The 24,370-nt window shown below is 66.8% G+C and carries 17 protein-coding genes; 10 read left to right on the top strand and 7 right to left on the bottom strand.

Annotation, left to right across the window (positions count from 1 at the left end):
- Positions 1–34 precede the first annotated feature (34 nt).
- Positions 35–1,006, top strand: coding sequence for a helix-turn-helix transcriptional regulator (locus PKKP23_RS24800; protein WP_126878824.1), 972 nt, complete (start codon positions 35–37; stop codon positions 1,004–1,006).
- Positions 1,007–1,088: 82 nt separating this feature from the next.
- On the opposite strand, the gene gabD is transcribed toward PKKP23_RS24800, so the two are convergent.
- Together gabD and gabT are read right to left on the bottom strand one after the other, a co-directional pair.
- Positions 1,089–2,537, bottom strand: coding sequence for an NADP-dependent succinate-semialdehyde dehydrogenase (gene gabD, locus PKKP23_RS24795; protein ID WP_017775389.1), 1,449 nt, complete (start codon positions 2,535–2,537; stop codon positions 1,089–1,091).
- Positions 2,538–2,593: 56 nt separating this feature from the next.
- Positions 2,594–3,817 carry a 4-aminobutyrate--2-oxoglutarate transaminase gene (gabT, locus tag PKKP23_RS24790; RefSeq protein WP_240659132.1) on the bottom strand — a complete coding sequence of 408 codons (1,224 nt, stop codon included), beginning with the start codon at positions 3,815–3,817 and terminating at the stop codon, positions 2,594–2,596.
- A gap of 230 nt (positions 3,818–4,047) precedes the next feature.
- Between gabT and pdxR the strand changes: the two genes are divergently transcribed.
- Positions 4,048–5,700: a MocR-like pyridoxine biosynthesis transcription factor PdxR gene (gene pdxR / locus PKKP23_RS24785; protein ID WP_126878823.1), complete on the top strand. Its 1,653-nt coding sequence runs from the start codon at positions 4,048–4,050 to the stop codon at positions 5,698–5,700.
- Positions 5,701–5,890: 190 nt separating this feature from the next.
- On the opposite strand, the gene PKKP23_RS24780 is transcribed toward pdxR, so the two are convergent.
- The 4 genes from PKKP23_RS24780 to phnC form a co-directional block, all read right to left on the bottom strand.
- Entirely contained in the window at positions 5,891–6,736 is an 846-nt protein-coding gene (locus PKKP23_RS24780; protein WP_126878822.1) for a DMT family transporter, read from the bottom strand.
- A 151-nt stretch (positions 6,737–6,887) separates the two neighbouring features.
- Positions 6,888–7,793: a phosphonate ABC transporter, permease protein PhnE gene (gene phnE / locus PKKP23_RS24775; RefSeq protein WP_240659128.1), complete on the bottom strand. Its 906-nt coding sequence runs from the start codon at positions 7,791–7,793 to the stop codon at positions 6,888–6,890.
- Entirely contained in the window at positions 7,790–8,776 is a 987-nt protein-coding gene (gene phnD, locus PKKP23_RS24770) for a phosphonate ABC transporter substrate-binding protein (protein WP_126878821.1), read from the bottom strand. The genes phnE and phnD overlap by 4 nt, the downstream gene beginning before the upstream one ends.
- A gap of 139 nt (positions 8,777–8,915) precedes the next feature.
- Positions 8,916–9,818, bottom strand: coding sequence for a phosphonate ABC transporter ATP-binding protein (gene phnC, locus PKKP23_RS24765; RefSeq protein WP_126878820.1), 903 nt, complete (start codon positions 9,816–9,818; stop codon positions 8,916–8,918).
- Between the two features lie 323 nt (positions 9,819–10,141).
- Here phnC and PKKP23_RS24760 point away from each other — a divergent pair, with 323 nt between their 5' ends.
- The 6 genes from PKKP23_RS24760 (at position 10,142) to PKKP23_RS24735 (ending at position 16,188) form a co-directional block, all read left to right on the top strand.
- A complete protein-coding gene (locus PKKP23_RS24760) occupies positions 10,142–11,176 on the top strand; it encodes a M14 family zinc carboxypeptidase (RefSeq protein WP_017775395.1) in 1,035 nt (344 codons plus the stop codon).
- Positions 11,173–11,949: an alpha/beta fold hydrolase gene (locus PKKP23_RS24755; protein ID WP_126878819.1), complete on the top strand. Its 777-nt coding sequence runs from the start codon at positions 11,173–11,175 to the stop codon at positions 11,947–11,949. Before PKKP23_RS24760 ends, PKKP23_RS24755 begins: the two co-directional genes overlap by 4 nt.
- Before the next feature lie 689 nt (positions 11,950–12,638).
- On the top strand, positions 12,639–13,883 hold the full coding sequence (locus PKKP23_RS24750; protein ID WP_126878818.1) for a hypothetical protein: 1,245 nt from the start codon (positions 12,639–12,641) through the stop codon (positions 13,881–13,883).
- A gap of 216 nt (positions 13,884–14,099) precedes the next feature.
- On the top strand, positions 14,100–14,669 hold the full coding sequence (locus PKKP23_RS24745) for a hypothetical protein (RefSeq protein ID WP_126878817.1): 570 nt from the start codon (positions 14,100–14,102) through the stop codon (positions 14,667–14,669).
- A gap of 23 nt (positions 14,670–14,692) precedes the next feature.
- Positions 14,693–15,397 (top strand): C39 family peptidase, encoded by a 705-nt coding sequence (locus PKKP23_RS24740; protein WP_017775399.1) that lies wholly within the window; start codon positions 14,693–14,695, stop codon positions 15,395–15,397.
- A gap of 8 nt (positions 15,398–15,405) precedes the next feature.
- Positions 15,406–16,188: a hypothetical protein gene (locus tag PKKP23_RS24735; RefSeq protein ID WP_205703015.1), complete on the top strand. Its 783-nt coding sequence runs from the start codon at positions 15,406–15,408 to the stop codon at positions 16,186–16,188.
- A gap of 70 nt (positions 16,189–16,258) precedes the next feature.
- Here PKKP23_RS24735 and PKKP23_RS24730 read toward each other — a convergent pair whose 3' ends face one another.
- A complete protein-coding gene (locus tag PKKP23_RS24730) occupies positions 16,259–17,713 on the bottom strand; it encodes an acetate kinase (protein ID WP_126878816.1) in 1,455 nt (484 codons plus the stop codon).
- Positions 17,714–18,236: 523 nt separating this feature from the next.
- Between PKKP23_RS24730 and PKKP23_RS24725 the strand changes: the two genes are divergently transcribed.
- Both PKKP23_RS24725 and selD read left to right on the top strand, forming a co-directional pair.
- Positions 18,237–23,111: an NAD-glutamate dehydrogenase gene (locus PKKP23_RS24725; protein WP_126878815.1), complete on the top strand. Its 4,875-nt coding sequence runs from the start codon at positions 18,237–18,239 to the stop codon at positions 23,109–23,111.
- A gap of 145 nt (positions 23,112–23,256) precedes the next feature.
- Positions 23,257–24,348, top strand: coding sequence for a selenide, water dikinase SelD (gene selD / locus PKKP23_RS24720; protein ID WP_126878814.1), 1,092 nt, complete (start codon positions 23,257–23,259; stop codon positions 24,346–24,348).
- Positions 24,349–24,370: the final 22 nt, after the last annotated feature.

Below are 24,370 nucleotides of genomic sequence, written 5' to 3'. Positions count from 1 at the left end.
GTCAGGATTTCCAGAGTTGCGAGGAACACGCCGTATGCGTACGAGCCGCCTCATTTCAATGCTGCTGTTGCTGCAAGGCCGCGGACGCGTCACGGCGCAGGCGCTGGCCGACGAGTTCGAGATCTCGATTCGCACCGTCTATCGAGACATCGATCAGCTGAGTGCAGCCGGCGTGCCGGTCTACGCCGACCGCGGGCCCGGAGGCGGCTTCGCGTTGCTCGACGGCTATCGCACGCCGCTTGCCGATCTCACCCGTGCCGACGCCGACACGCTTGCACTCGCCGGCCTGGGCGGTGCGGCCGCGGACCTCGGTCTCGCCGACGAATTGCGCGCCGCGCAACTGAAGCTCATCGCGGCCGCCCCAGGCGACGGCGGCGCAGCGACGTCGCGAATCGGCGCACGGCTGCATATCGATCCGGTGGACTGGTACAAGCGGCCCGCGCCGGTGCCGCTGCTGCCGCAGCTGGCGAGCGCGGTGTGGCAGCAGAAGCGCGTCGCGATGCATTACCGCAGCTGGCAGGGCACCGGCATGCGCAAGCGCGAGCCGCTTGGGCTCGTGCTCAAGGCGGGCGACTGGTATCTGGTGGCGCGCGTGCGCGACAGCCAGCGCGTCTACAAGGTGGCGAACATCACGCGGCTCGACGTGCTGGACAACGAGCGCTTCGAGCGGCCAGGCGATTTCGATCTGCGCTCGCAATGGAGCGCATCCGTCGCGGCCTACGAGAAGAGCCTGCTCAAGGGCACGGCGCGGTTGCGGGTGACGCGCGAAGGCATGGCGCGGCTCGCGAAGCTGGGCGCGGCGTCGGTGGAGCAGGCCGCGATTGCGCCAGCGGACGCTGACGGCTGGCAGGAAGTGACGTTGCCCGTGGAGACTTTCGACTTCGCCGCTGAACAACTGCTGGCGATGGGGCCGAACGTCGAGGTGCTTGCTCCTGCCGAGCTACGGGAGCGGCTGCGTGAACTGGCGGGGCGGGTGGTGGCGCTGAATGGGGGAGACGCGGGGTAGATGCGGGATCGAAAAGACAAAGGCGCCGCATGCCGCGACGCCTTTGTCCGTCAATGCCACATGGAAATGGCTAAACCACGCCCTAAACCCCCATACACAAATACTTGATCACAACATAATCATCGATCCCATAGTGCGACCCTTCGCGCCCGAGGCCCGACTGCTTCACACCGCCGAACGGTGCCACCTCGTTCGAGATGAGGCCGGTGTTGATGCCCACCATGCCGTACTCGAGCGCTTCCGCCACGCGCCACACGCGGCCGATGTCGCGGCTGTAGAAGTATGAGGCGAGGCCGAACTCGGTGTCGTTGGCGAGGCGGATCACTTCTTCGTCGGACGAGAAGCGGAACAGCGGCGCGAGCGGCCCGAACGTTTCTTCGCGCGCCACCTTCATGGCGGGCGTGACGTCGGCGAGCACGGTGGGTTCGAAGAAGCCGTGTCCGAGCGCATGACGCTTGCCGCCCGTCAGCACGCGCGCGCCCTTGGCGAGCGCGTCTTCGATGTGCGACTCCACCTTCAGCACCGCAGCTTCATTGATAAGCGGACCTTGCACCACGCCCGGCTCCGTGCCGCGGCCTACCTTCAACTGCATCACGGCTTCCTGCAGCTTCGCGGCGAACGCGTCGTAGACGCGCTCGTGCACGTAGAAGCGGTTCGTGCAGACGCAGGTCTGGCCGCTGTTGCGGTACTTCGACGCGATGGCGCCGGCTACCGCTGCGTCGAGATCGGCGTCGTCGAACACGATGAACGGCGCGTTGCCGCCCAGCTCCAGCGAGACCTTCTTCACCGTGGGCGCGCACTGCGCCATCAGCAGACGGCCCACCTGCGTCGAGCCCGTGAACGAGAGCTTGCGCACGGTCGCGTTGCCCGTGAGTTCGCCGCCGATCGCTTTCGGGTCGCCCGTCACGACGCTGAACACGCCCTTCGGCACGCCGGCACGCTCGGCGAGCACCGCCAGCGCGAGCGCGGAGAGCGGCGTCGCTTCGGCCGGCTTCACGACGATGGGGCAGCCCGCCGCCATCGCGGGGCCCACCTTGCGCGTGATCATCGCCGCCGGGAAGTTCCAGGGCGTGATGGCCGCGCACACGCCCACCGGTTCCTTCGTGACGACGATGCGCTTGTCGCCGGCCGGCGTCGGAATCGTGTCGCCGTAGACGCGCTTGCCTTCTTCCGCGAACCATTCGATGAACGATGCCGCGTAGAGAATCTCGCCCTTCGCCTCGGCGAGCGGCTTGCCCTGCTCGGTGGTGAGGATCAGCGCGAGGTCGTCGGCGTGCTGCACCATCAGGTCGTACCACTTGCGCAGGACTTGCGAGCGCTCCTTCGCGGTCTTCGCGCGCCATGCGGGCCACGCGGCGTTGGCCGCGGCAATGGCGCGACGCGTTTCCTGCGCGCCCATGCGCGGCACGCTGGCGATGCGCTCGCCGGTGGCGGGGTTCACGACGTCGAAGGTCGAACCGTCGTCGGCGCCTTGCCATTCGCCGGCCAGGTACGCCTTCGTTTGCAGCAGTGAGGGGTCGTTGAGCTTCATGTGCGGTTCCGGTCGGTCAGGTGCGGGTGCGTTCGGTAAGGCGCGTTCGGTCAGATTCACGCGGCCACGGCCACACTTTCCTTGAGCACTTCTTCGAGAATTCCGAGCGCTTCGTCGAACACGGCTTCCTGGATCGTGAGCGGGAACAGGAAGCGGATCACGTTCGAGTAGACGCCGCACACGAGCAGCAGCAGTCCGCGCTCCAGCGCACGCGCCTGCACGCGCTTCGTGAAGTCGACGTCCGGCTGGTCCGTGCCGGCCTTGCAGAACTCGACGGCGATCATCGCGCCGGGGCCGCGCACGTCGGCGATCTGCGGCACCTCGCCCTTGAGCGCGCTGAGCTTGGCCTTGAGACGCTCGCCGAGCGCCGTGGCGCGGTCGCAGAGCCGTTCTTCGTCGATTACGTCGAGCACCGCGTGCGCGGCCGCCACGGCGAGCGGGTTGCCCGCGTAGGTGCCGCCCAGGCCGCCGGGCGCCGCGGCGTCCATCACATCGGCGCGGCCCACCACGCCCGAGATCGGCATGCCGCCACCCAGGCTCTTGGCAATCGTCATGAGGTCGGGCACCACGTCGTGATGCTCCATCGCGAAGAGCTTGCCGGTGCGCGCGAAGCCCGTCTGCACTTCGTCGGCGATGAGCAGGATGCCGTGCTCGTCGCAGATCTTGCGCAGGGCACGCACGAAGTCGGCGGGCGCCGGGTAGAAGCCGCCTTCGCCCTGCACGGGTTCGAAGATGATGGCCGCCACGCGCTTCGGATCGATGTCGGCCTTGAACAGGAATTCGATGGCTTGCAGGGCGTCAGCGGTGCTCACGCCGTGCAGCGGGTTCGGGTACGGCGCATGGAACACGTCGCCCGGGAACGGCCCGAAGCCGATCTTGTACGGCGCGACCTTGCCCGTGAGCGCCATACCCATCATCGTGCGGCCGTGGAAGCCGCCCGTGAAGGCGATCACGCCCGGACGGCCGGTGTGGGCGCGCGCAATCTTGACGGCGTTTTCGACAGCTTCGGCGCCCGTCGTGAAGAACGCGGTCTTCTTCGGGAAGTTGCCGGGCGCACGGCGGTTGATCTTTTCCGCCAGTTCCACGTACGAGGCGTACGGCACGATCTGGTACGCCGTGTGGGTGAAGCGGTCCAGCTGTGCGCGAATGGCCGCGACGATCTTCGGATGCCGGTGGCCCGTGTTGACCACGGCGATGCCCGCGGCGAAGTCGATGAAGCGGCGGCCCTCGACGTCCCAGAGTTCCGCGTTTTCGGCGCGCTCGGCGTAGAAGTTGCACATCACCCCCACGCCGCGAGGCGTTGCGGCGTCTTTGCGGCTATGCAGACCGGCGTTGTCGTTGGCGTTCGTCACAGTGATCTCCTTCCCATATGGTTGGCGGGGGTGGCGTGGGTTGGCGGGGTTGGCAGATTGGCGCGCAGCTCCCACGTCGTGCGCAGTACGTGCAGCGACTATACTCAGGTTTGGCTCTGGATTTCAGAGCCATTCCGGTAAATTCTTAGGAGCCAATCTTGCGCAAGAGCGTGCTCTCCGACTGGCTGGCCCAGCGCATCGACCGCGGCAGCGGCCAGCCCGTCTATCGCCAGCTGCACCGGCTGCTGCAGCAGGCCATTTTGTCCCGCGAATTGCCGGCGGGCACGCGGGTACCGTCGTCGCGGCTGCTCGCGAGCGAACTGGGCATTGCCCGCAATACCGTGACGCAGGTGTACGAGCAGCTAGCGCTGGAAGGCTACGTGACTTCGGCGACGGGGCGCGGCACGTTCGTGGCGGACAGCGCGCCGGATGAGATCGTGGGGGATATGGGCGATGCCGTGAGGAGCAGCGACGGTTCGGCGGCGGCTGGCGCAGTCTTCCAGACGGGCAGGCAAGCGCAGTCGGCTGGCAGCGGCTTCGCAGGGCGGCGCGGGGCGTCGGCGGGCCTGGCCGGTTCCGCGGCCGGATTGCCCTCCACGGCGGATCGCAGCGCGCCAGGCCTCGCCGCCCCGCGCATCGATCCCCCCGAGGTGCTCTCGGCCCGCGGCGCCCGGCTGATCGCGGGCGCCGGCGTCTCGAAGCGTCAGTGGGGCGCGTTCATGCCCGGCGTGCCCGACGTCTCGCGTTTCCCGGCGCGTGTCTGGAGCCGGCTGCACAACAAATACTGGCGACGGCTGCGGCCGGACCTGCTCACCTACGCGCCGGGCGGCGGCCTCGCCTCGCTGCGCCACGCGCTCGCCGACTATCTGCGCACCTCGCGTTCCGTGCGCTGCACGCCCGAGCAGATCGTCATCACCACGGGCATTCATCAGTCCGTGGATCTGGCCGTGCGTCTGCTCTCGGACCCCGGCGACGTGATCTGGACCGAAGACCCGTGCTATTGGGGCGTGCGCAGCGTGCTGCACGTCTCCGGTCTGCAATCGCGGCCCATCGCCGTGGACAGCGAAGGCATCGCCCCGTCGCCCGACGATCTCGCGCAGCCGCCCAAGCTCATGCTCGTCACGCCCTCGCATCAATATCCGCTGGGCATGGTGATGACGCTCGCACGGCGCCGCATGCTGCTGGAGTACGCGCGCCAGCACCGCTGCTGGATCATCGAAGACGACTACGACAGCGAGTTCCGCTACGGCAGCCGGCCGCTCGCCTCGCTTCAGGGTCTCGATACGGCGGGCCAGGTGATCTACGTGGGCAGCTTCGGCAAGACGCTGTTTCCTGGGCTGCGCGTGGGTTATCTGGTGGTGCCCGAAGCGCTCGCCGATACCTTCGCCACGGCCAGCGCTGAGCTGTACCGCGAAGGGCAGCTGTTGCAGCAGGCGGTGCTCGCCGAATTCATCGCCGAGGGGCATTTCACGTCGCACATCCGCAAGATGCGCGCGCTCTACGGGCAGCGCCGGCAGACGCTGCTCGACGCCGTGGCGGCCCGCTATGGCGACGCGCTGCCCGCGGTGGGCGGCGACGCCGGGCTGCACCTCGTCATGCAACTGCCGCCGGGCGCCGACGATCGCGCCGTGGCGGCCGCGGCGCTTGAACGCAACATCGTGGTGCGCCCGCTGTCGGGCTACTACGCGCAACCGGCGAGCGCGCCGCGCGGGCTGCTCGCGGGCTACGCCTGCGTGCCGGACGAGGAGATCGCGCCCGCCTTCGGCCTGCTCGCCGAAGCCATCGACGCCACGCTGCCCGAGTACGCCTGAAACGCCGTCACCCCACGGCTCGCCGTTGATGAAGTTGCCGAGCTGGGCGGCAGCGGCCGTGGGGGTCTTCCTCGCCTGAAGCGCCTGGACCTGAACCGCCACAGCCGGCAGGAGAGCGCGCGGCGATGTTGGGCAGCGCGCGATGCGTTGTCGAAGGATCGAAGCCCCGAAGTATCAAAGCATCGGAGCATCAAAGCCGGATCAGCACCGCCCCGACGGTAACGAGCGCGCAGGCCACGATGCGTCGGCGGCTCAGTGTCTCGTGCATGAAGAGCCAGCCGATCAGCACCGCAAAGATGGAACTCAGTTCGCGCAGCGCGGAGACCATCGCGATGGGCAGATAGCGGAACGCCTCGATCACGAGCGCGTAGGCCACGAGTGCGAGCACGCCCGCGAGCATGCCCTTGAAGACCTGAGGCCGCTGCGCGCGCGACCCGAAGAGCCCGGCCGCGCCGCCGCGCCAATGCCAGACCAGCAGAAATTGCGGCACGTTCCAGAGCAGATAGACCCACATCACGTAGCTGAAGCCGTTGCCGGCAAGACGCGCGCCGATGCCGTCCACCACCGAATACGAGGCGATGAACAAGCCCGTGAGCAGCGCGAACGGCACGCTTTCGCCGGAAAAGCGCATGCCGCGGCGAAACGCGAGCGAGACGATGCCCGCCGAGACCAGCGCGACGCCCGCCGCCGCGAGCGGCTTGAGCGCCTCGTGAGCGAACACGAGCGCGCCGAGAAATACGAGCAGCGGCGAAAGCCCGCGCGCAATCGGATAGATCTGCCCGAAGTCCCCGCTGCGATAGGCGCGAATGAGCGAGAGGCAATACGCGAACTCCAGCACGACAGACGCCGCGATATACGGCCAGCTCGCGGGCGCCGGCAGCGGCAGCACGGCCACGCCGACACTGCTCACGACGAGGTACGGAATCGACATGATGCCGAGCAGCCAGACGCGGTCATCCGAGAGATGCAGGAAGGCGTTCCAGGAGGCGTGCAGCAGGGCGGAGAGCAGAACCAGCAGGACGACGGCGGTTTCCATCGGCGGGGCGGCGGGCGGTGGCGTGAGGTGGCGGGCGGTGGACCCGGGGCGACCGCGCGATTATGGCAGCGGCCTCGCCCCGGCGGCGCATTCCATTCACGTCTCGGCCCTGGGGATTTGCCGGGAGCCGATGCCTGGCCGCCCCACGCCTTCAGGTCACCCGCTCCCGCAGCCAGGCCGACACCACGTCGATGAACGTCACCACCACGATCACCATCACGATGACCGCGGAGGTCTGTGCGTAATTGAACGAACGGATCGCCTCGTAAAGCACCACGCCGATGCCGCCCGCGCCCACCATGCCCACCACCATCGCCGAGCGCACGTTCGACTCGAAGCGGTAGAGCGCATACGAAATCCACAGCGGCAGCACCTGCGGCAGCACGCCGTAGACGATCTCGTCGAGCGGCGACGCGCCCGTGGCCCGCACGCCTTCGGCGGGGCGCGGATCGATGGCTTCCACCGCTTCGGCGAAGAGCTTGGCGAGCACGCCCGTGGTGTGGACCCAGAGCGCGAGCACGCCCGCGAACGGCCCCAGCCCCACCGCGACGATGAACAGCATCGCGAACACCATTTCGTTGATGGCGCGGCAGGCGTCCATGACGCGGCGCACCGGATGCAGCACCCAGCGCGGCGCGAGATTGTGCGCGCAGGCGAGCCCGCACGGCACCGCGCACACGATGGCAAGCGCCGTGCCCCAGATCGCGACCGCGAGCGTCACGAGCATTTCGTGCAGGTACGTGTGCCACTCGGTGAAGTCGGGCGGGAAGAACTCGCGGGCGAACTGGCCCATGTTGCCGGCGTCGGAGAACAGTTCGAGCGGGCGCATGTCCGCGCCGCGCCACGACGCGCCGAGCAGCACGAACGCCACTGCCCAGCCTGCGAGCGATGCCCAGCCGCGTTTGGTGGGCGCTCGCGGGCGCAGGGCGGCGGCGTGGTCGTCGCGGGCGCCTGCTGCTGTGGCTGCCGCATCGCGGTTCGCCGAGGTCCCGACCGAAACCGGCGCCTGCGCCGCCCCACCCGATGCCGCCACGTCCCCCGCTTGCGCCGCGTTCATTGCTTCGGCGCCGTGCCCGAGAGCGCGGAGAGCGCCGTGAGCTTCGCATCGAGCGCGGCGAGCTGCGTCTTGCGGTCGTCGTCGGAAAGCTGGGTGTCGTTAGCGATCTTCTGCTTTTGCTGGAAGAGCGCGATTTCACGCACGGCGCGCAACTGCTCGTTCGACGACGGCGCAAATCCCGCAAAGCCCGTGATCGCCGCCATGACAGCCTTCTCGCGCGGGTCGCGCTCGCCGTAGTGATAGAAGAAGTTGCGCAGCTTTTCCTTGGTGGCGTCGGGCAGGTCCTTGCGCCAGACGAGCGGGTCCGACGGAATGATCGGCGAGGTCCACAGCACGCGCACCTGGGCGTACTTGTCCGGGTGCTGCTTTTGCAGCGTCGCGAGTTCGATGGTGTTGTTGGTCGCCACGTCGATCTTGTTGTTCACGACGGCGAGCAGGTTCGCCTCGTGGCTTGCGGGCAGCACCATCTTGAAGGCCGACGTGTTGACCGGCACGTTGCGCTTCGCGAACAGGTAGTAGCCCGGAACGAGGCTGCCCGAAGTCGAGTTCGGGTCGCCGAAGCCGAGGTTGACGTCCTTCGTGCTGCGGAACACGTCGTCGAGCGTCTTGAAACGGCTCGCCACGTTCGTGATGAGCACCGAGTGATAGCCCGCGTCGCCGTTCGCGTACTTCACCTTGGCGAACACTTCGCCGTTGGCGCGGTCCACGGCTTCCATCGCCGATGCATTGCCGAAGTAGCCGATCTGCACCTTGTTGAAGCGCATGCCTTCGATGATGCCCGCGTAGTCCGTGGCGAAGAAGGCCTTCACGGAAAGACCGGTCTGCTTGTTGAGGTCGTCGATCAGCGGTTGCCAGCGTTGCTTGAGCACCGCCGACGAATCGGTCGAGATGATGCCGAAGCTGAGGTCGTCGGCGTGGGCAGTCACGGCGGCGAACGTGGCGCAGGCCGCGGCGCCGGCAAGCAGGAAGCGAAGCAGTTTCATGAGGACAGGTCCGTTGGGTGGATCGGTGATGAGCGGGGAGGCGGGTTGAGTGCGCGTTGGGGATACGTTGGGAGACGTCGAGCGTGCGTTAGGGGTGCATTAGGCGTGCATTAGGGGTACGCGTTGACTGCGCGTGCAGTCAGGCCGGGTTGGCGATGGGATGCCTTGCCGGCACGATCAGGCCGGCGTCGGCGTCCGGTCGCGCATGCTCGGCAACCGGTGCAGCGGGTGCATTGGGTGCATCGGATGCGTCGCGCCGCGTGGTTGCGCCTTCGTAGAGCGTGCGCGCGTCGTCGCCGTAAAGACGTTGCAGCAGCGCGGGCGTGAGCGCGGCCGAGGGGCCGTCGTAGACCACGCGGCCGCGGCGCAGCGCGATGGTGCGCGGGCAGTACTGCATCGCGATGTCCACTTGATGCAGCGACACGAGCACCGTGAGCCCGTGGCCCGCGTTGAGCGCGCGCAGCATGTCCATGACGCGGCGCGACGATTCGGGGTCGAGCGAGGCGATGGGTTCGTCGGCGAGGATGATCTGCGCGCGCTGCACGAGCGCTCGCGCAAGCGCCGCGCGCTGCTGCTGGCCGCCCGAGAGCGTCGAGGCGCGTTCGTAGGCGTGTTCCGCAATGCCCACTTCGGCCAGCGCGTCGAGCGACGTCTCGCGCGCTTCGCGCGGAAAGTGTCCGATCAGCCGCCGCCACAGCGGCAGCCGCGCGAGCGCGCCGATCAGCACGTTGGTCTCCACCGTGAGCCGCGCGACGAGGTTGAACTGCTGGAACACGAAGCCGATGTCGCGGCGAATGCGGCGCACCTCGCGCACGATCTTGCCGTTCTGCTGGATCGGGCGGCCCATCACGGAGATCTGCGAGGGCTGTGCGTCACCCGCCGTGAAGCCCGCGATGTGGCGCAGCAGCGTCGACTTGCCCGAGCCCGACGCGCCGATGAGCGCGACCATCTCGCCGGGCTCGATGCGCAGATCGATTTCGTCGAGCGCCTTGCGGCCGTTGCTGAAGGTCTTCGACAGGCGTTCGATGCGAATGGCGTCCATCACAGTTCCGTCGTGGTTTCAGGCGCGGGCGCGCTGATGCGCTGGGTCGATGGCGTGCGCCCGTGAATGTCGAGGCATTCTAGGAAGGGTCTATGACGGTTCGGTGAAGCCATCGAGACGTCTAGATGACTATATGTGTAGGCGGAGCGGAAAAGCCGTCGCGAACCGGCGCGTTGCACCCGCAACCGGCCGCCGTGTGACGTTCGTGTGAAAGGTCACACTGTCATGCTTTATTCGTCATGAAGCGGCTATATTTGAAGCATTAGCGCGCGCCGTGAACAGGCTCGGCAAACCCGACAATAGCGAAAGGAACCGGCGTCGTCATGCAGGCCCTCAGTTTCCTTCCCGACAGCTTTGCCGAATACGAAGACCTCAAGTCGATTCTCGACGACGGCCGTGCCTGGTTCGACATCCGCAGCGCCGGCGAAACAAGCGTTCACGGCCGCAGCTTCCGGCTCTACACCGCGTGCATCGGTTCCGATAATCCCGCGGCGCCCGCTATCGGGTTCTTCGGCGGCATTCATGGTCTCGAACGCATCGGCACGCACCTCGTGCTCGACTACATGCGCGCGCTGGTGGGGCGCCTCGAATGGGACGACCTGCTGCTGCGCCAACTCGAATCCATCCGGCTCGTTTTCATGCCCATCGTGAACCCGGGAGGCATGTGGCAGGCCACGCGTGCGAATCCGAACGGCGTGGACCTGATGCGCAACGCCCCGCAGGACGCCGACGCGCGCGTGCCGTTTCTGGCGGGCGGTCAGCGCGTGGGCGCGTGGCTGCCCTGGTATCGCGGCAGACGCGGCGAGCCGATGGAGCCCGAAGCGGCGGCGCTTCTCAAGCTCGTGGAGGAAGAACTGGCAACGCGGCCGCTCAGCATCGCGCTCGATTGCCACTCGGGCTACGGCTGGGCCGACAGCATCTGGTTTCCCTACGCGCGCACGCGCAAGCTCATGCACCACCTGCCGGAGATGTACGCGCTCAAGTCGATGTTCGAGGGCGCGCATCCGCACCACGGCTACAAGTTCGAGCCGCAGAGCCACCAGTACCTGCTGCACGGCGATTTGTGGGACTGCGCCTACGACCGCGCGCCCGTGCAGAACATCTTCCTGCCGCTCACGCTCGAACTGGGCTCGTGGCTGTGGATCAAGAAGAACCCGCGGCAGATCTTTTCGCGCCAGGGCATCTTCAACCCGGTGATGGCGCATCGCACGGCGCGCGTGCTGCGCCGTCACGCGAACCTGTTCGACTTTCTCGCGCGCGCCGCGTTTTCGTCGAAGCGCTGGCTGCCGCAAGGCTATGCGCGCCAGCAGATGCTCCAGCGTGCCATTGCGCACTGGTATCGCAAGCCCGGCGCATGAGCACCTGGATCCTGCTGCGCGGGCTCACGCGCGAAGCGCGCCACTGGGGCGGGCTGCCGGACGTGTTGCGCGACACCCTGGCCGCGCGCGATGTCTACGCGCTCGACCTGCCAGGCAACGGCACGTTCGCGAGGCTGCGTTCGCCGCTCGAAGTCGCCGACATGGTGGGCTTCGTGCGGCTGGCGCTGTTGCAGGCGGGCAAGACGGGGCCGTTCAACGTGCTGGCCATGTCGCTGGGCGGCATGGTGGCGGCGGACTGGGCAACCCGTCATCCCGCCGATATCGCGCGGCTCGTGCTCGTCAACACGAGCATGCGGCCGTTCAATCGCGCTGCGGAACGCCTGCAGCCGGGCGCGTGGCCGGACCTCGCGCACATCGCGCTCGCGTGGGGCGATCCGCAGAACGCGAACGCCATCGAGGCGCGTGTGCACCGCCTCACCTGCAACCGCCGCCAGACCTTCGACGAGGACGTGGCGGCCTGGTCGGCCATCAGGCGCAGCGCGCCGGTCACGCGAGCCAACGCGCTGCGGCAACTGTGGGCCGCGGCGCATTTCTCGGCACGGGCGACCGCGCCTGCCTGTCCGGTGCTCGTGCTCTCGTCGCGTGGAGACGAACTGGTGAACCCCGTGTGCTCGCAGACACTCGCGGCGCGCTGGCAGGCCACGCATCTCCAGCATCCCTGGGCCGGTCACGACCTTCCGCATGACGATCCTCTCTGGACCTGCCAGTCCGTCGACCACTGGATGGCCGAAAGCGCGCATGCCGGCTCGTAGCGGCAATGGTGTGCGGCGATTTTAAAATCGTGGATAAAAAGGCTTTTAAATACCTTCCCATGTCTGAGGAAAGTTATTATTAGACGATAATGTGGTGAGGCGAACGGACGTGCGCATTGGTGCAATGCAATCTCGTATGACAGTTATGTTGCCTTGTCCGAAAAATGTGATGCATAATGAATTCGCAATTGGCGAATTAATTCGCGCTTTGTGGTCTGTCTAACTTAAAAGGATACGTTTTTCCAGCACATATCGCGCATGGGCCGCGCGTCGAGTCCAAACTATGAGCAAGCGCCGCGCCCGCTCTGGGTAAGGCGCAGAGAATGAGCGTTGAATCGTTTGCGGGACGCCTCCTCGTGCTTTCCGGGTCTTACACCATCTTTCCGGATAGCAGCAACGAAACACTTTTTATTTTTACGATTAAACTTCAAATTCCTTCTGTAATTCCATGAATGTTATGGAAATGTGCGAACGCACATTTTAATCGCCCCGATATGCTCCGATTTTCCCGTTGCGCTGCTGAAACATAAAACATAGGGGTAAACCCTTATAAAAATATCGCACGCTCCGGAAAATTTAACTTTCCCTTGTGTTTCAAAGGTTTGCGCGAATGGCATCACCTATGCGTTGACGTGCCGCGGATTGGCGTGGTTGGCCAAGCCGCCCCTTATCACGAACAGGAGGATCCCATGCGCAGAACCTTATTGGCGTCCGCCGCGGCCCTGGCCCTGGGCTTTAGCGGATACGCAATGGCAAATCCATGCAGCGACTCGAGCAAGTCATGCGACCAGAGCTCCACCACCGGCGCAAACACGCTCACCAGCTCAGCAAGCTCCAGCCAGACCAGCACGACGGGCAGCAACGCCAACGAACTCGCTGCAGGCGCCACCGCCTACCAGGATTCATTCAACTCCACCAAGGTTGTCGCGCTCAGCAAGCTCGATGGCACCGTGACGAACCTGAGCGTCTCCGGCATTGGCAACTACGCGGGGAACTGGGGTAACGCAAACGGCGCCCGCGGCGGTAAGGGCGGTGCAGGTTATGGCGGCGACGGCTATGGCGGCAAGGGCGGAGCCGGTGGTGCGGGCGGCGCTGGCGGCAGCGGCGGTAGCGCGCAGAACGGCAGCGCGAGTGCCGGCGATGCCAGCAACGGCAGCGCCACGGCCGGCGACGGCTATGGCGGCAACGGCGGCCGCGGCGGCCAGGCATCAGCAGGCGGCACGCAAGGCGGCGCCGCGGGCGCAGCCGGCGGACGCGGCAGCGGCAGCGGCGGCGGAGCCCTCGCAGCTTCGGTTGGGCTGGGTGGCTCGGCAGCCGGGCTCGGCAAGGGCTTCGGCGGCGGCACCGGCAGCGGGAGCACCGGCGACGCGCGCTCGCGCACGAGCGGCGGTGGCGGCGCGGCGTCGGCCTCGACCGGCGCAGGCACCGGCACGGGCACGGGTACCGGCAGCGGAAGCGGCACGGGCACGGGCGGTGCGGGCACGGCGGGCGCATCCACGGCCTCCGGCGGAGCCGGCACGGGCACGGGCGGCGCAGCAGCGGCGAGCGCGGGTAACGGCGGCGCAGCCACGAGCACGGCAGGCGCAGGCGGTGCGGGCGGCACGGGCACCGGCGGCAGCGCGACGAACGGCGGCGCATCCACCACGGCGAGCAACGGCAGCGCAACGGCCGGCAACGGCGCAGTGGGCGCGATGGGCGGTGCAGGCGGCGCGGGCGGCACCGGCAACGGTGGCGTGGGCAATGGCGCAGCGGGCGGCACGGGCGGCAATGGCGGAACCATTGCTGTGAGCGCTGGCACGTTCGACATGTCCAACGCGATGTCGAGCGTCGGCCAGTCGGCAGCGGGCATCATGATCGCGAACCAGAACAGCGGCGCGGCATCGCTCGTGCAACAGGCTGTGACGGTGCAGGCCAACTTGACGGTCGGACGTTGAGCGCTCAGCAACGTAAGCAGTCAGCGTAAGCAGTCAGTCGTGCGATTTGCCGCAAGGCGCGGTCTGCGCCTTGCGGCGGTCGCTCCGCCGCCCTGTGCTTCGCGTCGGGCCTCGTTGGCTCGTCACGCGCGTGGCGCACGGCAGGCATCGCAGACAACCTGTCCTGCGTGCCTTGCATCCGGCCGCATGCAGGACTGCAGGACGAGGGAGACCACCATGCAAGCGCAAAAACGGTTTGCGCAGCTGGTATTGCCTGTTGTGTTGGCGCTGCCCGGCTTCGCCGTTCACGCCGCCGATGCTCCGGCAACGGGAACGGGCGTAGCCATGGAGGCTGCCCAGGCTGCCCAGGCGAGGGCAGAGCCTGGAAGAAGTGCAGCGAGCAGTGCAGCGTCGCAGCCGGGCGCAGTCGCTGCAGCGCCTGTTGTCACCGCGGCAACCACAACGCCCACGGCGTCCCCAGCACCGCTCGCAGCAGCAACCACAACGCCCGCGGCGTCCCCAGCACCAGCCGCAGCGCTACCCGCAGCACCGCCCGATGCCCAGTTCGGCGTGGCGCTCGACGCAAGCCAGCTCGACACTCAGCGCGGCGGCGACGTGATGGTCGGCCAGAACAATCTGACCGGCACGGTTGCGGACAACACCGCCTACAAGGTCGTGACGGGTTCGAACTCGATCAGCGACGGCTCGTTCTCGAACTCGAGCGGGCTGCCCACGGTGATCCAGAACACCGGCGCCAACGTGCTGATCCAGAACGCCACTGTCTTGAACGTGCGCTTCGGGAATTGAATGCAATCGAGTGCAGGCGAGCCATGAACCGCAACGCAGCGAGGAAGATCGTTTTTGCATGCGCCGCGCTGGCGGCCGGCATGATCGTGCAGGCCGCCTCGGCCGACCCGATCGACATCTCCGACCCGCGCGGCGGCTATTACGGCATGCATGTGACGAGCCTCAAGGAGGCCCGCTTCAAGCGCACCGTGAAGCAGCAATTCGACTTCAGCTGCGGCTCGGCCGCGGTCGCCACGCTGCTGACTTACCAGTACGACTATCCGGTGACGGAGCAGCAGGCGTTCATCGAAATGTACGAGCACGGCAACCAGGAGAAGATCCGCAGGGAGGGTTTTTCTCTGCTCGACATCCGCAATTTCCTGATGGCGCACGGCTTCCAGGCGGACGGCTACGAAGTGCCGCTCTCGAAGCTCGAAGAGACGAAGACGCCCGCCATCGTGCTGATCGTCGAACACGGTTACCACCACTTCGTCGTGGTGAAGGGCATGCGCAATGGCCGCGTGCTGATCGGCGATCCGGCCACCGGCACGCGCGCCATTTCGCAGGAAACCTTCGAAGAGAGATGGCAGGACCACGTGGTGTTCGTCATCCACAACCGGCCTGAGCCGCCCAGGTTCAACGACGCCAGCGACTGGCACGTTGCGCCGCAGGCGCCGCTCTACGTGGGCATACCGCGCGACAGCCTGTTTCAGGTGGTCGTGCCGAAGCTCGGTCCGGGCGAATTCTGAGAACCGCGATGAAACATAGACCTCTGAAACTCGCTTGCATCGTGGCGCTGGCGTACGGCGGACTCGTGCCGCCGGTGGTCGATGCGGTGGACGGCGATGTGCCCTCCGTCGCGACAGGCAGCATCGACGAAGACGGTGTGGCGATGTATTCGTCCGCTACTGGAGCGGGCGCGGACGGCATGCAGACCGCAGCGTCGGGTCAGACCGGCGAGGAAGTGGCCGCGCCCATTCCGACAGAAGCGCCCGTGGTGGTGAGCGAACTGACCGGGGGCGCCATGCAAACGACAGGCGCGCATGAAGCGCAAGGCGCGAGAGACGCGCGCGTAGCAGCCGGCGATCCGCCGCCGTCCACCGCGAGCGATCCCAACTGGCCGGCCACCCAGACCACAGCGCTCAGCGAGCAACGTCTCGACACCCTGCGCGGCGGCTTCGACACGTCGCAAGGTCTCAAGGTGTCGTTCGGCATTTCGCGCGCGGTCTATGTGAACGGCAACCTCGTCACGCAGACGAGCTTCAACATTCCCGACGTAGGCGCGATGACGGCGCAGCAGGCTCAGGCCATGCTGGCATCGGGCGGCGCGAGCACGCTTGTGCAGAACGGGCGCGGCAATGCGGTGCAGCCGGGCGCGCTGCCGCCCGGCGCAATGGCCATTCAGAACACGTTGAACAACCAGCAGATCCAGGCGCTCACGTCGATCAACACGTCGGTGAACTCGCTCGCCTCGTACAAGGTCGCCAATCTCATCTCGTCCATCAATGCGGCGCTCGCCGCCACCGTGCGTCCCCGTTAGGAGCGCGCGGCGGCAGCGCGTGGGTTGAAGCGCCCGCGCAAGGCACGGGCATTCGGAGCGCTCAGCGCGTTCAGAACGACATGGGCACGCGCAGCGTGAGCGTGAGGTCCGGCGTGTCGCGCGTGAGCCCGGCGCCTATCGAGAAGTTGAGCGTCGTTTTCGGCGAGAGCCGGTACGAGTAGCCGATCAACAGGGTGCCCAGCACCACGCGCACCGAGCCCGGCACGGTCTGGCCGTTCTGCGACGTAGGCAGCACGATGCTCTGGTCGTAGCCGATGCTCACCGACGCCTTCTCGTTCAGCGCAAGCCCCATGCCGATATTGAAGCCCCAGATGTCGCCAGGCTGAACCTTGCCGAGGAACTGCGTGGCGCCGTTGCGCAGCGTGAGCGTTTCGTCCTTGCCGAAGCTGTGCAGGTAGCTGAAGTTGCCGAAGAACACTACGGGGTCGGTCGGGAAGAGCCACGTGAGGCCAGGCTGGATCGCATAGAAGCCGGAGCCCGTGGGCTGCTCGAGCGGCAGGCCCGTGCCGGTCGTGTTCGAAATGCAGGTCGTCACGCAGTCGGTCACCACGTCGAACGGGCTCTTGCCGGTGGCCGACTTGAAACGCAGCCAGCCGATGTAATAGAACTTGTCCGGGCCGCCCTGGTTGAGCTGGTAGCGCAACGTCATTTCCACGTCGCCGAGGCCATGACCGTTGCTGCTGATCACGCTGTTCGAAGCGGCGCCCGTGAAGATCTGCCGGCCCACCGTATCGTTGGTCTGATACACGTAGGGCACGCGCACTTCCAGCTCCATCCGGTTCGTGAGGCCATAGCGCACGGCCACGCCGCCTGTGAGCGTGGTCGTTTTCACTTCGCTCACGTTGATGAGCCCGATCAGCAGCGCCGGAATGATCGTGTAGCCCACCAGCGAAAGCTGGTTCTGCGACGAATAGGCGAACTGGAAGTACGGCTCCACGACGAACGAGTGACGCGGCGTGAGCACGCCGGGCTGCTCGAAGATGGGCGCGACGGCGGGCGGCCGCGTATCGGCGACGGGGGCCTGGCCGACAGGCTGGTTCGGCGCGGGTGTGGAGGGCGGCGCGTTGCCGGCGGGGGTGGCCTGGGCGCTCTGCACGGCTGGCCCCGGGGCGGCCGTGGTGCCGCCTGTGGTGCTGCTCGCGGTGTTACCCGCGTTGCCATCCGAGGTGCCATCCGCGTTGCCAAGCGGCTGACCGTTCACGTCGGTGCCGCCCGTGCCGCGCGCTGTCTCCAGCTTGCCGGTGTCGAGCGCACGGCTCAGGCGCGCGAAGTTCGCCTCTTCGTCGGCGAGCTTGTGCTTGAGGGCTTCAAGTTCCTGGATGCGTTTGTCCAGCTCCTGGCGCAGCGCGCTGATACTCGCGCGCTCGTCCGCCTGGGCCGCTTGAGCGGCTTGCGTTTCGAGCGATTGCGAATGCGCGCTCGCCGCAAACAGCAGCAGTGTGGCGCACGCAATGGCGTTCGCGCGCACACCTTGAGGAAATCGACGAAATGGCCTGCTCCTCATGGCTCTGTCTCCATGACTGGGCGTGTTACCCCCGGGACATTTCGCTGGCAGGCCGGCGTCTTTCGACGAAACCGCGCGTCTGAAAGACGTCGGGCATGAACCGGAGTGCACGGTGCACTGCAATGCATGAGCGCAATGCAGCATCGCCGCGCCCGCTTCCGGTCATGCATGCGCAGGCATCGACGTTCATGCCGTGCCGGCGCTATGTGTCTGGTTAGGGTGAAACAGGCAGCGTTCCGTCGAAGCCTTCGAACGACGGCTCGCCGGACCTCCAAAGAGTAATGCACGCGTATGGCGTTGCCACTGCGGCGAACCCTGGAAACCACGCCGATATGCGGGCTGCCGCACGTTCGGCGTGTAACAGATCGTGACCGTGGCGCAGCGTGCAAGCGGAGTGCACGCCCGTGCATCTCCCGTACATGAACACCGCCGCGCCGCCTGCACTGTCCTCGCTTTTTCATGGTCGTGGCGCATAATGCGCTCTGACAATGCAGGCGATGCTCACCCGCTGGCGGAGGACATCATGCAGGCGAAGACCGAAGAAGCCGTGGCGCACCGGCTCAACGATGTCGTCGAATTCGCGCGGGGGCGCCTTCCCGAAGCGGCGTTCAACGTGGTGGAACCGTTCCTGCGGCACTACTACGATTTCGGCGATGCGGACGACCTGCAAAGCCGCAGCATCGCAGACCTCTACGGCGCCGCCATGGCGCACTGGCAGACAGCGCAGCGCTTCGTCTCAGGCGGCGAACGGCTGCGCGTCTACAACCCCATTCTCGAGCAGCACGGCTGGCACTCGGACCACACGGTGGTCGAGATCGTCAACGACGACATGCCGTTTCTCGTGGACTCCGTTTCGATGGCCGTGAACCGGCTGGGTCTTGCACTGCATTCGGTGCTGCATCCGGTGTTTCGCATCTGGCGTGCTGAAGCGGGGGCAAAAGAAGGAGAGGCCGGCGCCATCGTTCGCGTATGCCCCGGCAGCGAGGGCGGCAGCGGGCATTCGCTGCTGGCGTCGTTCATTCATTTCGAGGTGGACCGTTGTGGCGACGCGGCAAAACTCGACGCCTTGCGCCACGACATTACGCGCGTGCTGGGCGACGTGCGGGCCGCGGTGGAAGACTGGCCGCGCATGATCGAAACGGCACGGGCCACCATCAAGGAGATGAAAGCCCACGAGACCACGCCCGAAGGCGTGGAGGCGCGCGCGTTTGTCGAATGGATGGTGGCGGACCACTTCACGTTTCTCGGCCAGCGCGACTACGAACTGGTCGAGCACGACGGCGGCCTTGCGCTGCGCGGCGTGCCGGGCTCGGGGCTCGGCATTCTGCGCGAGGGCTTGCGCCAGCCGGGCGCGTCCGACGTCACGCTGCTGCCGCCCGCGGCTGCGGAGATCGTCAACGGCGCCTGGCCCATCTTTCTCACGAAGGCCAATTCGCGTGCCACGGTGCACCGGCCGGGCTATCTCGATTACGTCGGCGTGAAGCTCGCGGGCGCGGACGGCACGGTGAAGGGCGAGCGCCGCTTCATCGGGCTCTATACGTCCACGGCTTATTTCGGCTCCAGCGCGGACATTCCTATCGTGCGCCGCAAGTGCGCCCATATCGTGCAGCGCGCCGGCTTCCTGCCGAAAGGGCATCTCGCGAAGTCGCTCGTGACCGTGCTCGAAACCTGGCCACGCGACGAGCTGTTCCAGACCGACGAAGACTCGCTCTACGACATGGCGCTCGGCGTGCTGCGTTTGCAGGAACATCAGCGCACGCGGCTCTTCGTGCGGCGCGACCGTTTCGACCGCTTCGTCTCGTGCCTCGTGTTCGTGCCGCGCGACAAGTACAACACCGACTGGCGGCGCCGTGTGGCGAAGCTGCTCATGGGTGCGTTCAACGGCGAGAGCGTCGAGTTCACGCCGCTGCTCTCCGAATCGACGCTCGCGCGCATTCACTTCGTCGTGCATGCCGCGCCCGGCGCCATGCCTGAAGTCGATACGCGCGAGCTGGAAGCGCGCGTCGTGCTCGCCACGCGCCGCTGGCAGGACGACCTCGCCGACGCCTTGCTCGACGCCTTCGGCGAAGAGCAGGGCAACCGCCTGCTACTGCGTTACGGCGATTCGTTTCCGGCAGGCTATCGCGACGACTACGCCGCGCGCACGGCGGTGCGCGACATCGAGTTGATCGAACGCGTGCAGGGCACGGATCGTCTCGCGATGAATCTCTACCGGCCCATTGAATCGGGGCCGCGCGCGTTCCGCTTCAAGGTGTATCGTGCGGGACCGCCTATCGCGCTGTCGCGCAGTCTGCCGATGCTCGAACATCTGGGCGTGCGCGTGGACGAAGAGCGTCCGTATCTGATCGAGGCACAAGGCGTGACGCCCGCGTGGATTCACGACTTCGGGCTTGAGCTGGCCGACGAGATGGAGTTCGACATCGAGCGCGTGAAAGACCTCTTCGAAGAGGCCTTCGAACAGGTATGGACCGCCGTCATCGAAGACGACAACTTCAACCGGCTTGTCTTGCGCGCCCATCTGGCCGCGCGCGAAGTGACGATTTTGCGAGCCTATGCGAAGTATCTGCGGCAGGTGGGCTCCACCTTCAGCGATGCCTACATCGAACGTGCGCTCACGGGTAATCCGCAGATTGCACGCGCGCTGGTCGAACTGTTCTGCGCGCGCTTCGATCCGGCGCTGGGCGAGGCGCACGGCAGCCTGCGCGGCGAGCGCATCGCGTATCTGCAAAAAGCCATTGAAGGCGCGCTCGACAAGGTGCCCAATCTCGACGAAGACCGCATTCTTCGCCAGTTCCTCGGCGTCATCAACGCGACGCAGCGCACCAACTACTATCAACGCGACGCCGAAGGGCGGACCAGGCCCGCGCTCTCGTTCAAGTTCGATCCGCGCGAGGTGCCGGGGCTGCCCGAACCGAAGCCCATGTTCGAGATCTGGGTGTATTCGCCGCGCGTGGAAGGCGTGCATCTGCGCGGCGGACGTGTGGCGCGCGGCGGCTTGCGCTGGTCCGATCGCCGCGAAGATTTCCGCACCGAAGTGCTGGGCCTCATGAAGGCGCAGATGGTGAAGAACGTGGTGATCGTGCCGGTGGGATCGAAGGGCGGCTTCGTCGTGAAGAACCCGCCGCCCGCGAGCGAGCGCGAAGCGTGGCTCAAGGAAGGCGTGGCGTGCTACCAGACCTTCCTGCGCGGCCTGCTCGATCTCACGGACAACCGCGCGGGCGGCGCCATCGTGCCACCGCTCGACGTGGTGCGGCACGACCCCGACGACCCCTACCTCGTGGTAGCCGCCGACAAGGGCACGGCCACGTTTTCCGACTACGCGAACGCCATTTCGCGCGAATACGGCTTCTGGCTCGACGATGCGTTTGCCTCGGGCGGATCGGTGGGCTACGACCACAAGAAGATGGCCATCACGGCGCGCGGCGCCTGGGAGTCGGTGAAGCGCCATTTCCGCGAAATGAGCGTCGATACGCAGACCACGCCGTTCACGGTGGTGGGCATCGGCGACATGTCGGGCGACGTGTTCGGCAACGGCATGCTGCTCTCGCCGTTCATTCGCCTCGTGGCAGCGTTCGATCACCGGCACATCTTTCTCGATCCGAATCCGGACCCTGCCGTGAGCATCGCCGAACGCGGGCGCATCTTCGCGCTCGAACGGTCGAGCTGGGCCGACTACGACCCGGCGCTCATCTCCGCGGGCGGCGGCGTGTTCCCGCGCACAGCCAAGACGATCCCGATCTCGCAGCCCGTGCAGGCAGCGCTCGGCATCAGCGCGACGGCACTCGCGCCCAGCGAGCTGATTCGCGCCATCCTGATGGCGCCGGTCGATCTGCTCTATAACGGCGGCATCGGCACCTATGTGAAGGCCACGCGCGAAACGCATGCCCAGGCCGGCGACCGCACCAACGACGCCGTGCGCGTGAACGGTGCCGACCTGCGCTGCAAGGTGGTGGGCGAGGGCGGCAATCTCGGTTTCACGCAGCTGGGCCGCATCGAGTTCGCGCAGCGCGGCGGCCGCATCAATACCGATGCCATCGACAACTCGGCCGGGGTGGATTGTTCGGATCACGAAGTCAACATCAAGATTCTGCTGGGCCTCGTGGTGGCGGACGGTGAGATGACCGACAAGCAGCGCAACGCGTTGCTCGCGGAAATGACCGACGAGGTTGCGCTGCTCGTGCTGCACGACAACTACTATCAGACCCAGGCGCTTTCCATCGCGGGCCGCTATGGCGTGCCGCTCTTCGATGCCGAGGTGCGTTTCATGCGGGCGCTGGAACGCATCGGGCGGCTCAATCGCGCCATCGAATTTCTGCCGAACGACGAGGAGATTGCCGAGCGCGAAGCGGCGAAGCAGGGCCTCACCACGCCGGAACGTGCAGTGCTGCTCGCCTACAGCAAGATGTGGCTCTACGACGAACTGCTCGAGTCCGACGTGCCCGAAGATCCGCTCGTGGCCGACATGCTCGTCGACTACTTCCCGAAGCCATTGCAACGCCGCTACAGCGCGCTGATGCAGCAGCATCCGCTGCGCCGCGAAATACTTGCGACGCACCTCACCAACGCGCTCGTGAATCGCGTGGGCTGCGAATTCGTGTACCGGCTCGTGGAAGAGACCGATGCGAAGCCCGCCGAGATCGTGCGGGCCTGCGTGATGGCGCGCGACGTGTTCGAACTCGACGAGGTATGGCGCGCCATCGACGCGCTCGACAATCGCGTGCCCGACGATCTGCAGGCGCGCATGTTCGTGGAGGTGGTGCGGCTGCTCGAACGCGCAGCGCTGTGGTTCCTGCGCCAGCTGCAGGCGGGCGCCGCGGGCGAAGGCGGGATGGCGGAGCTGCTCGCGCGCTGCCGCGAGGCCGCGCAGACGCTCGCGCCGCAATGGCCTCGGCTGCTTCCCGCAGCGGACCTCGAAGCATTGTCGGAGCGTCAGCGCGTGTTGGTGGATGCGGGCGTGGACAGCGAACTCGCCGTGCGCGTGGTGAGCGGCGAGATATCGGCCGCGTTGCTCGATATCGCGGAAGTGGCGGCAACGTCGGGACGTCCGCTCGAATGGGTGGCGGGCGTGTACTTCACGCTGGGCACGCTGCTCAACTATGGCTGGATTGGCGAGCGCGCGGCCGCGCTGCCCACGCCGACGCATTGGGACATGCTGGCGCGGGCCGCAGCGCTCGCCGAGTTCGCGCGGCTCAAGCGCGCGCTGACCGCGAGTGCGCTCACCGAAGGCCACGCGCACGACGATACGGCGGCCGATCTCGTGCAAAGCTGGCAGGGCCGCCGCGAGGCGCCGCTCGACCACTACGGCCGGCTGCTTGCCGATTTGCGCGCGACGGGCGGCGCAAGCCTTTCGATGCTGCTCGTGGTGGTGCGGGCGATGGCGACGCTGGAGCGGGCGTGAGGATGCTGGCGACGACGGAGTGACCTGGACCGGGACAGGCCCAGGACGCTCCGCCCGGCGATTGGCGATAATAGCGGCTGCGCCGCGTTCAAACGCGCTTTTCCATGCCACCCGCGATCCAACGCCTTCGCCGGCGATGCCCGTCATGACTGAACTGACCCATCCGACATCCTCCGTTTCGAGCGACACGTCCGCGCCCGCCGTGCCGCGCCTCACCAGCCTCTCGCATGGCGGCGGCTGCGGCTGCAAGATCGCGCCGGGCGTGCTGTCGTCGCTGCTCAAGCGCGTCGCGCCGCTGCCGGCGTTTCCCGATCTGCTCGTCGGCACCGAAACGGCCGACGACGCTGCCGTCTACCGTCTCAACGACGAGCAGGCCATCGTCGCGACCACCGACTTCTTCATGCCCATCGTCGACGACCCTTACGACTTCGGGCGTATCGCGGCGACCAATGCGCTCTCGGACGTCTACGCCATGGGCGGCAAGCCTCTCCTTGCGCTCGCCATCGTCGGCATGCCGATCAACGTGTTGCCGCACGACGTGATTGCGGCCGTGCTGCGCGGTGGCGAGGACGTCTGCACGCAGGCCGGCATTCCCGTGGCGGGCGGTCATTCCATCGATTCGGTCGAGCCCATCTACGGCCTCGTGGCGCTGGGCGTGGTGCATCCGTCGCGCGTGAAGCGCAATGCCGCAGCCCAGGCGGGGGACATGCTCATTCTCGGCAAACCGCTGGGCGTGGGCGTGCTCTCTGCTGCACTGAAAAAGAACCAGCTCGACGCGGCCGGCTACGCCGCCATGATCGCGGCCACCACGAAGCTCAACCGCCCCGGCACTCAACTGGCCGCGTTGCCCGGCGTACATGCGCTCACCGACGTCACCGGCTTCGGCCTGCTCGGTCACACGCTGGAACTGGCGCGCGGCGCGGGGCTTACGGCACGCGTGCGCTATGCGGATCTGCCGTGGCTCGCCGGCGTGGAGGCGTTCGTGCGCGAAGGCGTCTTCACTGGCGCGTCGGGACGCAACTGGGCGTCTTATGGAGAAGAGGTGCACCTTGCCGATAGCCTGCCCGACGTGGCCCGCACGCTGCTTACCGACCCGCAGACGTCGGGCGGGCTGCTCGTCTCCTGCGCGCCGGAAGCGGTGAATGAAGTGCTGGCCATCTTCAACGCGGACGGGTTCGAGCGCGCGGCCGTGATCGGCGAGATGAAAGAAGGTGCGGCCCGGGTAGAAGTAGTTTGATCGAGGGGTACTGAATTGCGCT

The organism is Paraburkholderia kururiensis JCM 10599 = LMG 19447 (genome assembly GCF_003986935.1).
Lineage (GTDB): Bacteria > Pseudomonadota > Gammaproteobacteria > Burkholderiales > Burkholderiaceae > Paraburkholderia > Paraburkholderia kururiensis.
Note: the sequence above shows the minus strand (reverse complement) of the source record. Positions and strands in the feature narration are given on the sequence as shown.